Annotated in this window: 11 protein-coding genes; 2 read left to right on the forward strand and 9 right to left on the reverse strand. The window is 59.5% G+C overall.

Annotated elements, in window-relative coordinates; genetic code table 11:
• The 6 genes from ABJK56_RS04250 to ABJK56_RS04275 form a co-directional block, all read right to left on the reverse strand.
• Nucleotides 1–602 (reverse strand): WD40 repeat domain-containing protein (locus tag ABJK56_RS04250; protein WP_347243419.1); only part of this gene is annotated, 602 nt, incomplete at its 3' end.
• A 108-nt stretch (nucleotides 603–710) separates the two neighbouring features.
• Nucleotides 711–968: a hypothetical protein gene (locus ABJK56_RS04255; protein WP_347243420.1), complete on the reverse strand. Its 258-nt coding sequence runs from the start codon at nucleotides 966–968 to the stop codon at nucleotides 711–713.
• Between the two features lie 14 nt (nucleotides 969–982).
• On the reverse strand, nucleotides 983–1,162 hold the full coding sequence (locus tag ABJK56_RS04260; protein WP_347243421.1) for a hypothetical protein: 180 nt from the start codon (nucleotides 1,160–1,162) through the stop codon (nucleotides 983–985).
• Nucleotides 1,163–2,117: 955 nt separating this feature from the next.
• The gene (locus ABJK56_RS04265) at nucleotides 2,118–3,062 is read right to left on the reverse strand and encodes a hypothetical protein (protein WP_347243422.1); all 945 of its coding nucleotides are present in this window, start codon (nucleotides 3,060–3,062) and stop codon (nucleotides 2,118–2,120) included.
• Nucleotides 3,063–3,076: 14 nt separating this feature from the next.
• On the reverse strand, nucleotides 3,077–3,316 hold the full coding sequence (locus tag ABJK56_RS04270) for a hypothetical protein (RefSeq protein WP_347243423.1): 240 nt from the start codon (nucleotides 3,314–3,316) through the stop codon (nucleotides 3,077–3,079).
• 389 nt (nucleotides 3,317–3,705) lie between these two features.
• Nucleotides 3,706–4,824 carry a DNA polymerase III subunit beta gene (locus tag ABJK56_RS04275; RefSeq protein ID WP_347243424.1) on the reverse strand — a complete coding sequence of 373 codons (1,119 nt, stop codon included), beginning with the start codon at nucleotides 4,822–4,824 and terminating at the stop codon, nucleotides 3,706–3,708.
• Nucleotides 4,825–5,598: 774 nt separating this feature from the next.
• On the opposite strand from ABJK56_RS04275, the gene ABJK56_RS04280 reads away from it, so the two are divergent.
• Nucleotides 5,599–5,835 (forward strand): hypothetical protein, encoded by a 237-nt coding sequence (locus ABJK56_RS04280; protein ID WP_347243425.1) that lies wholly within the window; start codon nucleotides 5,599–5,601, stop codon nucleotides 5,833–5,835.
• A gap of 444 nt (nucleotides 5,836–6,279) precedes the next feature.
• Here the strand turns inward: ABJK56_RS04280 and ABJK56_RS04285 are convergent, their stop codons facing one another.
• The 3 genes from ABJK56_RS04285 to ABJK56_RS04295 form a co-directional block, all read right to left on the reverse strand.
• On the reverse strand, nucleotides 6,280–7,323 hold the full coding sequence (locus tag ABJK56_RS04285; protein ID WP_347243426.1) for an OB-fold nucleic acid binding domain-containing protein: 1,044 nt from the start codon (nucleotides 7,321–7,323) through the stop codon (nucleotides 6,280–6,282).
• Between the two features lie 166 nt (nucleotides 7,324–7,489).
• Nucleotides 7,490–7,735, reverse strand: coding sequence for a hypothetical protein (locus ABJK56_RS04290; RefSeq protein WP_347243427.1), 246 nt, complete (start codon nucleotides 7,733–7,735; stop codon nucleotides 7,490–7,492).
• A gap of 45 nt (nucleotides 7,736–7,780) precedes the next feature.
• Complete coding sequence (locus tag ABJK56_RS04295) at nucleotides 7,781–8,035, reverse strand: hypothetical protein (protein ID WP_347243428.1); 255 nt, start codon at nucleotides 8,033–8,035, stop codon at nucleotides 7,781–7,783.
• A gap of 683 nt (nucleotides 8,036–8,718) precedes the next feature.
• Between ABJK56_RS04295 and ABJK56_RS04300 the strand changes: the two genes are divergently transcribed.
• Nucleotides 8,719–9,891, forward strand: a complete 1,173-nt coding sequence (locus ABJK56_RS04300; RefSeq protein WP_347243429.1) for an ATP-binding protein — start codon at nucleotides 8,719–8,721, stop codon at nucleotides 9,889–9,891.
• The last annotated feature ends 414 nt before the right edge of the window (nucleotides 9,892–10,305 follow it).

The raw sequence follows: 10,305 nt of genomic DNA on the forward strand, positions 1-10,305 counted from the left end.
TCCCACAGCCGCACAGTGCGGTCCACCGACCCGGATGCCAGCATCCGGCCATCCCGGGAGAAGGCCACGCTGTACACCGGGCCTATGTGCCTTCCCAGGATGCGCAGCACCTTCCCGGTGGCGGGGTCCCACAGCCGCACGGTGCGATCGTACGATCCAGAGGCCAACATCCGGCCATCGGGGGAGAAGGCCACGCCGAGCAACGGGCCTCTGTGCCCTTCCAGGATGCGCAGTACCTGCCCGCTGTCGGGGTCCCACAGCCGCACGGTGGAGTCCACCGAGCCGGATGCTAACATCCGGCCATCGGGGGAGAAGGCCACGCCGAGCACCGGGCCTCTGTGCCCCTCCAGGATGCGTAGTACCCGTCCTGTGGCAGGATCCCACAGCCGCACGGTGCGATCCACCGACCCGGATGCCAGTATCTGGCTATCGGGGGAAAAGGCCACGCTGTCTACCGAGCCTCTGTGCCCTTCCAGGATGCGCAGTACCTGCCCGCTGTCGGGGTCCCACAACTGCACAGTGCTGGCGGACGACCCAGATGCCAGCATCCGTCCATCCGGGGAGAAAGCTACACAGAACACCCGGTCCGTATACAGTCCCATTTTTACCTCCTGTGGTGATGGGCCGCCGCGATCGGGGTTATTGGTATTATAGCGCTACGCATGTGATCTTTCTCTAGCAAATGAAGAAGTATCCCGACACCATGGATTTTACCCCGCCGGGCAAAATCCATGACCGGCCCCCTCTGCTTCATCAACCCGCGGCTTGTAGACCATTTCTGCCCGCTTCGCTGATAGAGGAATCATCCGGTTATTGGGGGAGGAAAAAACTACGCCGACCACCCCGCTCGTATGCCCCAGCAGGATGCGCAGACCCTCTCTGGCAGCGGGATCCCACAGCCGCACGGTGTGGTCCCACAACCCGGATGCCAGCATCCAGTTATCCGGGGAGAAGGCTCCACTGTACATCCAGTCCGTATGCTTCAGGGGATGCAGCGCCTACCTCGCGGCGGGGTCCCCGGCCACACGATGTGATCCCACGACCCGTACGCCAGCACCGAGCCATCCGGCGAGAAGGCCACGTAGGATGCCTTGGCGATACGCCCTTCCAGGATATACAGCTCTCTGCTGTCGGGGTCCCACTGCCGCACGGTATCGTCCAAACGGCAAATTTCTTCTGCGCATCCGTCCTTGGCAAGTCAACGAGATGCGAGTAGCCCTACGTACTCATCCAGTGACGTGGCTCATTGCCGAGGCAGAACGCACTGGTGCGCCCAGGGTGATTTCCATCAATACCAGCGGTTCCTTTGGCGAGAAAGAGCGGGACCCCCGCTATCCGGAACCGGTCGATTGGTTCTTCGACCACAGCGAAAGTACCCAAACTCAACTTGCTACAAAAACGGCTTCTGTTCGGTAGTGTGTACGATGCAGGTCAGGCCCAATGTGGCGACCGTCGACCTGCGGCTCTATCTGCGAGAAAAGACAGTGCGCTGGCTCAATCGCAAGCGACCCGGGGAATGACGTCTTCCCTTTTGCGGCAAGTACCGCATTACCCGCCAAATTCTGGTCGAATTGGCCCCTCTCCTGCTGAAAGGGTAGAAGATATATGTTCAGTTCGACTCCTGGCACGCTTCCCGCCGCTTCATTCAGCAAACTTGTCCGCCGCCACGGAGGCATGTCTCCTGTGAGTTCAAGAGCAATCGCGAACTCGACAGCAAGCGCCTCGACAACCCCGCCCAGGTGCTGAGGCGCTAGTAGCACACGTGGGTCCGCGTGACCACTGCGGACAGGGATGCACGAATCTGTTGCGTACGATGGCTGAATGGCCGTTTAGCCGAAGCCCCTTACGATGTCCGCGTTTACTTCACGAAGGGGTACCCCAGGAAGAAATCTCCGGCGCACATTGGCCATGCGGACACTGCCCGGTGCCGAGCCTCGGTCGTTTTCGTACGCCTTCAGCCCATCAACCAACAGGGCGATTTTCGCTTATGTCCAGTCTATCATCTCATCGACAATTCTTGCACCCCTTCCTCACCCATCGGCAGAATCTCCACCGGATGGATCTGGTACCAGGGCAAAATGGGGAAACAAGTCTCACCGGTCCCGTCGGCGGGGGGCTCACAGATCAGGGGCTGGTTGGGGGGATTCTGGAATGCGAGCAATCTCGGCTACAATGGAGTCTTCGTGCATCAGAAGAGAAATGGCGGGCCTCAGGTGGCGATCCTCTCGCCAGAGGGAGAGAATCACCAACCCGCGACCCGCCATTTCATCCTGAGGTGACACATCCAATTGTAGCACAGAAAAATTTTTTTGCAACTGTTCGTTCTGGGCCTTAGGTATTTCGTTCCCTATTCGTGGATGGCCTACAGTCGCACGGTGCTGTCCTGCGACCCAGAGGCCAGCATCTGGCCATTCGGGAAGAATACCACCCTGATCACCCTTCCTCGTCTTTGACCTGCACCAGGCTGTAGTCGGCAAGTGGGACAGGTTTGTAGCGTGGGTCGCATGCCACCGCCGGGTGCAAGTTATCCGCCCTTCGGGCATCCGCTCAGCGGTAGGCTGGTGAAACTCAGCCAGTACCGGGTGTACTTGGCGCTCGATCAACCCAGCAACCATCAAGAAGACCAGTACAGCAATCCGCCGAGGCGTTTTCAGGAATAGAGAGGCTGCCGGGCGCGTGTTGGCCCTTCCATTTCGCCAGGATCTCTCTATCGGAGAGGGTGGAATTTTGCCTTCGGTCACCGACAGGTCCACCTTGTCCAGTTCAGCATCCTGACGTACCTGCTGGTCATCCACGCGATAACGCGGTTCTATGGGCACTGCTGGCCGATCGGGTGCCCGTCGCTTTTTGAAGGCTTTGCATTGCACCCGCCAGGCGACGATCTCCGGTGTTTTGTCGTTGTATTTGTTCGCCAGGTACTGGGAGCGTCGGGGCTCGGTCTCAACTGCTTGCATTTCGTTCTGACGACGAGCCGCTTCTCGGTCAGCCAGCACCTCGGAGCAGATATCCAGATACCGAACCAACCAGCGACGGGCGAGGTCTTCGGGGCCGATGACTTCCACACTATACCCAGACCTCAGTAGATGGTCCGCTTCTCCGGCGACTCGTGCGCCTCTTGCTGGGCTACATAGGTAGCTCTTCCCAGTACCGACCGGTGGCCAACAGTTCCTGCAGGGTTTGGCAGTGATGGTCCTGCGTCGTGATGGGACCAATGTAGCCCAAGCCCGAGGCGCAGCCAGGTCCACTGGTTCTCCTCGGTGGGCATCTGGCGATCGCCGAGAAAGATGACCTCATCCGAGGTCGAGAAGTTGGCCAACCGGGCATACTCATCGGAGGCGGCACACTAGGAAAATCGAACCGTACTGGCAGCCCCCCGCACTGGCGGCCGGGGCGAAGGGTTTCGATTGCTGGAGCCACTCGCCGGAAGGGTTGTAACCCGGCAGGCGGGGCATCCCTTCTGTAGCCAACGGGTCCGCAAACGGGCTGGCATTGGCGTGTAAACGGCGCAAATCCACTCAGTAGACCCGGGCCGCCTGGCGGTGCGATGTCCAGAGAGACAGGCCCTCTTCACCTCCCCACTCTTCCGGTACGTAGGAGATGCCCATGGCCGTTACCTCGTGGGGCAGGGGCTCTCAGGCCCATCCCCTCAAAGATGATGTTCTTCCGCAGGATGCTTGCTGGTCGTTGCCAGAGCAGGAGGTGGCTCTACGGGGAGGAAAAACGGGCAGAAATCGGCATTAACAGGTGAATGTATGATCCATCATCAGGCGAGGAGAACCTTGCCGGACGATGCCTGGTGTTGGGATCAAACTCTATCCTGATCCGTTCTGCGGGCGATCCTGGCACCAGGAATGACTCCAGCGCTTGCGCCAGGAAGGGGGCGTGAAAAGCGACATCTCCTTTTCCATCAACGATAGCATCCAGACTCATCGCGACAGTTTTCCCTGGGGGTTGAGGGATCATAATGAGACTCTTCTGTGCAAATCGAAGAAATGCCGTAAGATCCTTTGCCAGGGGATGGTATTTGGGCAACCGCTTTAAAACTTCCAAGATCGGCTTTATGTCGGCGCAAGAAAGAACGGCGCTGGTTCTATAGCCAGCGGTAAAATATTTCCAGTCAATGGGCGGGAACGATCTCTGGGGATCTTTTTGAAAGAACACCGTCGTCCCCCCCGCCTGAATGGAATACCAGTTTCCACTGTATGCGAAAGATACTTCTCCCTGCCTCGGCCCGGCAAACACGACTTTTTTCAGTCCCAGCGCCAGGTGAGCGGGGAGGAGGAATGAGATCTTCCCACCGCGGAGAAGTGGGATCTTCTTCCACGAGAGGCGGTATCCGTCCATCGCCATGATTTCTAACTCTCCATTATCAGCTCTAAACGAGAGATAGCGAAGGGCTGGCGGCACGTTTGCCCACCAGGAAGAGGTGCTGATGACCGATGCGAACAAGGTTTGTTGCAAGGCCTGCAAGAAAGCATCCAGGCTTGTTGAAGCAACTGTTTCCACTTCTGGGATCCCGGGCGTCTCATCCAATGGCTCACAGGGTATCGTCATTGTTTCCCTATCGCCGGAGATCGCTAGGGTGCCGGAACGGGCGCTCAGAAGCAGATTCCTGCCCAACTTTGTTGGATCCGTCCGGGCAACAACTTTGATTGCGCCGGGCTTGTGCACGGTTGCCCCTAAGCGACAGAACACCATCGCCTCGGAGTTCGCACTAAATACCACCAATTGGTGGTCAGTGGTCTGGAGAGAAATGGGTTCCGCGATCTGGCGCGCGAGATGCATGGCCCTGCTCAGTTCCGAAGATAAAACGGCCACTTCCACTCGAGCCTCCTGGGTTTCCCCCCTCCCCCAACAGATTGGGGAGTATCGGGGGGATGTTTCTGCCGCAGGTTAACCGGAGAATGACACGTTCAACTGGCGACGAAACTCCTCCTGCTCCATCATCGCCATTCAGGTACTCGGGCTGGTTTTTGCCGGGTACCATTTCCGCTGGCCAGCGTTTCAGTTGGCTGGCGAGGACAATCGGGTGTTCAAGATCGATGAACCCCCCCAACCCTCAGTTGGGGGGGCTCGATCTGACCCCACCCGTTGCCATCCCCAGCCCGTTTACCCGGCCCGGAGGAGACAGCTTCTTCAGCATATCCTGTTGCCTCTGGGCCAGGAGGTTCCAAGGTCACCGCGTACGACCGCCCCGGCCACAGTGGACTACGGGGACCGGATCGTGTGCGCGGTCTGCTGCCGGGGCCCCGCGCAAATCGTCGCGATGGGCCACGAGCCTGTAGACATTCCAGAAGGGGAATGAGGGCGCTCCATCTATTCCCCCTTGGAGCAGACGAATACGACGACTACATTGTTAAACTGAATGTTCGGTATACTTCCCTTCCAGAACACTTCTGGAGGGGAAACGGCGCTTCGTTTTTCACCCTCTTGACGATGGTGTTATTTTGGTATAATTATACCATACGCCACAAAATGCCACCATTGTCACAGCTTGTTGAAGTCACTGGTGTTGATCTCGTTCATGCGTTATACTCGGTCTCTCGCTCATCGCGAGAGCTGACTTCAATTCTCGAAATCAGTACGAGGAGGACTGAAATGAGCCCTGGAATCTTCGTTTATACCCAGAAGCATGCAGTCCGCGAATTGCCCAACGGTTGGGTGATTTGGAATGACCGCATCGTGACGGCTATTTCCAAACGCCCATTGTCCCCAGCAGAAGCCATCCGGTTTTTTCAAGCTGTCACCGATCTTCTGCCGAACGACTGGGCAGAGGATCCCGAAATCGCAGAACTGGAGGATGGCCGCATCGCAATCCATGGTTGTGCAGACTAAAGTTGCCTGCCCGGACCCTACAGGGCCGTGGGGTCCGGGCAGTTTCCGAACCGCTGGGACGGCTCATCCTGCTGCGGAAGGTTGTCCAGCACAGTATAGGCTGGCCACGAGCGCGTGTCGTGAGAATCACCCGGGAAAGCAGGTGGGGCAAAACGTCGCGGGCCGCAAAGTCGCAGGTCGCAAAGTCGCAGGTCGCAAAGTCAACAAACCATGGCCGCGAGACAAGCAACAGAGATCTAGGGCAGGAACACGCCCGGGGTGGACGGAGGAGTCTGGGATCTATCGGCCCGGTAGATGATGGCAGTGGAGCCGTTGCGTCGGTGGGGCTACCAGCCTCAACTCCCTGCGGCGGGTATGTATCCCCAAAAGCAAAGAAAAGAGACGACGACACGGGCTCGTGGCTCGCGCTCTGTTGCCACTGATTTCGGGTGGCGCATTCTCTCATCACCGGAATTCCCAGAGAGACCTTTCCCTCTCCGGCTGACCCGCGCTTGACTCTAGTTGCCTCTCTTCCTCCACCGCCAACTCTTCCTCCTCCCGTCCGGCGTAGAGATAGCGGCCCAGCAGAGGATCGTACTCCGTCCAGGGTTTGCTGGGGTCGCGGCGGGTAGCGATGAGGCGCTGGTACCGGTTCACCTGTGCGCTGAGATTCTCCACGAAGTGCAGGGCCGCCGCCTCCAACGTGTGAGGCTGACGGGGAGAGCCCCACTCATACTGCCCGTGATGGCTCACAATCATATGCCGCAGCCGCAGCGCCAAGTCGGGCGGAAAGTCCGGCATCCCTTCCAGTACCCGGTCCACCATCTCCAGCGACATCACCACATGCCCCAACAGCCGCCCCTCATCGGAGTACTCTATGCCCATCTCCCAGGTGTATTCCCGGATCTTGCCGATGTCGCGCAGAAGTACACCAGTCAACAAGAGGTCCCGATGAATCTGGGGGTAGAGCGTCAGCAGGTGGCGGGAGAGGGAGATAACCTCCACGGTATGCTCCAGCAGTCCCCCTAGGTACGCGTGGTGAACCCGCCGCGCGGCCGGGGCCTGGGAGAAGCGAGCAACGAACTCCGGGTCGTCAAAGAAGGATGAGAGCAGCGCTCGCAGGTGAGGGTTCTCCACCTCGGCTATCGCCGCCCGGATCTCTTCCAGCATCTGGGCCACATTCCGCTCGGTGGCAGGGATCATGTCCGCCCGGTCGTACTCTTCCTCCTTCGCGGGGCGAATCTTCTCCACAATAATCTGCTGCTGGCCCAGGTATTCCTCCACCCGCCCCAGTACCTTAACGATCTGTCTGGATTCTAGGCGGCGGTCCACCTCCGGCGCGCCCTCCCAGAGGCGTGCCAGAATCTCCCCGGTCCGGTCGGAGAGGATGAGAGTGAGGAATTCTCCCCGGGTGCGGTCCCGGAAGGGCTCCAACTGCTTGCGGCGCAATAGGAAGAAACTGAGTACCCGGTCGCCGGGGCGGAGATCGCGGACGAACTGCTTCTTCATGGGACAGCCCTCCTTCTGACGGGGTGACTTCCTGGTGCAGGTGGCGCATCCAGCGGTAACGGGTGCGCAGTTAGGCTGGTGTCAGTTGTTTACCGGTCTCACAGTACAGGGCGGCCACTTCCCCAATGGCCCACGCGCCCAGTCCGGTCACTACCCCGGCGATCTCTCAGCCGGGACCGGAGAGGAATTTGGCCAGTTGTCTGGCCAGGAAACACAGCCCCACCCCTCCGGCGATGGTGGTGAGGAGTTCCTTCGCGTGGCAGACAGAGAGAGACTCGCTGTAGATGGCAGCAATGCGCAGGGCCATCCGCACCCGTCCGGCCAGAGGGAGGGGGATATTCAGTCCGGGCACGGGCTCGACGGCAATGATGCCATTGAGGATAGCCGCACCGCAGATGAGTCGCTCATCCAACCGCCGCCGATCAGCCGGGAGCGCCCGCCCCAGAGCGACAGCGATCTAGGGGTAAGATTCCACAATGACTGGGATGAGGCGGTCCGCCATACCGGCCCCGGCGCGGGCACAGATCGGAATGGGCTCTATGCTCGGTTTCCGCCGGGCGTCCTCCAGGACGGCGAGGAGTTCCCGCCGCCGCACCGGGTCTGTCTTGTTGGGCGCCACGATCACCAGCAGGCTGGCAGCCCACAGCGACGGAGAAATCTCGTCGTCCGACTGGCGGATACCCGCAGCGGCATCCAGGAGAAAGATGACCACGTCGGCTTTTCGGCGGTGCGGCGGGCGATTTCCGCCCGGTATATCCCGCCCACCTCGCCGAAACTGGGGTGTCACCGGGAGGAAGGGGCCGAACTGCCCCTCGGCACCCTTTGGGCGGTGCCGGAGACGGCGGTGGAAGGCCCTACGCCATACTCAACGCCCCCCGCACCGCAGACGCAGCCCAGGAAACAGGGGCAGAACGGGGCCTTGTCCACAAAGAATTGCCCCCGGCCTCCCCGAGCGGGCGCGGCGCCCAGGAAGGCCCGGGGGCAAAGGCAGGCCCCCACACCGTCGCGCCCGGTGCTTCAATCCTCATTGTATTGCAATTGCTCCCAATTGTCAACAGCGCAAATTGGTTTCGCTGTCGTTCATCGTATATCGCTGATCGCTTGTCGCAAGGGGGTGTCCCCTGGTGCGATTCCTGGGAGCCGGAGAGGTGGGGCCGCGATTGGCCGGACGAACGCGGGGCGAATTCCAACACCCACAACCCCCATTTTCGCAAGGGATGGTACTCCCACTGTGGCCACGGTGTGAGTCTCCAGGTCCGCTGGAGAGAAATCTGTTCGGCTATGGTGAGCAAACATAGAGAAACCCGAGAGAGTAAATTGCTCACTTCTGTTGATCATTGATATTGTCACTGGGGGGATGTGAGCGAGCAAAGCAGATGCAAGAAAGGAGGCCTTGTGAGCACCGTTCAGTCGCTTCCCTACTCGCCTCAGCTCTTTGTCAACCGCGAAGAGGAATTCAGAATTCTGGAAGAAAGAGTGCATGCCCTCCAGAAGGGACGGAACGGGCATGGAGCACTGGTTCTTCGGGGGGAACGAGGAGTCGGCAAAACCTGGCTGCAGTTCCATTTCCAACGCCAACTGGGCCGGGAGGAAATCTCTGTGATCCGGATAGACCTGAGAAAGGATATTGGAAAGGACCCAGCCTGGGTCATGGCCGACATCCTTCATCAGGTGAGCATAGAAACGAACGTTCCCGATCGGCTCCTGGGAAGAGACCTAGCCGAGATGAGCCGAACCCTGTTCCGGCATCTCGGGAAATATCTCCGGCGGCAGCCGCTGGTGGTGATGGTAGACCACGTCTACGAGTCGGACTGGACGTTGCTACCCCTTCTGGAGGATTACCTGCTGGGGCCTCTGGCCGTAGAACAGCGCGTCCTGCTGGTCCTCACCGGGCGGGGACGGCTTTATCCCTGGAAGAACCCGGAATTGAGTACCATGGCGACTTCCATCGGAATACCGGAATTGAGGCCCTTTCGCCTGCAAGCCACAGAGGAGCAGCTGAAACGGCAGGTCCCTTCAGCCATCGGCCGGGCCGAAGAGATTGATCAACTCACTGGCGGGAATCCTCTGGCCAACTACCTCATCGCCGCTGATGACCTGAATCGAGCAGTGGAGGGACTGCTGGCTTGCGTGCCGGGGGAGCGTCTGCGAGAGATCCGGAATTACTCAGAGGCACTCTGTGTGCTGCGCTCTTTTGATGAGGAACGAATCCCCAGTATGCTGGCAGCGTATGATGACGACGATTCGTACCGGCAATGGACTTATGCTCAAGCCCGACGGGTGCGGGAGGAACTGATTCGTTGGGGACTGGCGTGCTGGGATCCGGAGCAACGCGGCGATGGGATGGACCGCATCATCCGGCAACTGGCAGAACGATACCTTCAGACACCGGAGCCGGAACGGTGGCGCAAACTTCATTGGGCCGCTCAAGAACTGTATGAACAGTGGGGAAAAGATCACCTCCCCACGCGCGATCGCTGGCAGAAGGAGGCGATATACCATCAGCAATTTTCCCTGCGCGAAAACGTTACCGCAGAATTCCCTCAGCTGGATCGGCCGGAGAAATGAAGGGGGACACCATTTCCTGAAAGAAGTGATGCGATCGTCCCGGGACGGTGCGACACCGGACAGGTCACAACCTCCGGTTATCACGAATGCAACTTTGCGATAGGGCCTGATGAGGGATGATCCCGTTTTGCCAGGCCTGTGTACACTTGAGGCACCCCTTGTACCCTTGGCGTGTACAGCATCCACCTTCCGGACCGAGCCCTCGGCACGAGCCCCTTCGGCCCGATAGCGTGGCGAGGCGTGGCCCTGTGGCCAGACCCTATAGCCATACGGTGTGGTTCCACGACCCGGGGCCAGCAGACCGCCATCTGGCGAGATGATCCCACTCCCTTTCGGAATGTGCAGTAACGGGTCGCGGCCATCGCCCTCTATGACCTCTATTCGGTTCCGGACGGCGGAGAGGTTTTCCCACCG

Origin of the sequence: Thermogutta sp., from assembly GCF_039793925.1 — a bacterium.
Lineage (GTDB): Bacteria > Planctomycetota > Planctomycetia > Pirellulales > Thermoguttaceae > Thermogutta.

What these genes read in the sequence shown, in the direction of transcription:
- ABJK56_RS04255 (WP_347243420.1), bottom strand. Translation starts at nt 968, where the DNA reads ATGTACAGTGGAGCCTTCTCCCCGGATAACTGGATGCTGGCATCCGGG.
- ABJK56_RS04280 (WP_347243425.1), top strand. Translation starts at nt 5,599, where the DNA reads ATGAGCCCTGGAATCTTCGTTTATACCCAGAAGCATGCAGTCCGCGAA.
- ABJK56_RS04285 (WP_347243426.1), bottom strand. Translation starts at nt 7,323, where the DNA reads ATGAAGAAGCAGTTCGTCCGCGATCTCCGCCCCGGCGACCGGGTACTC.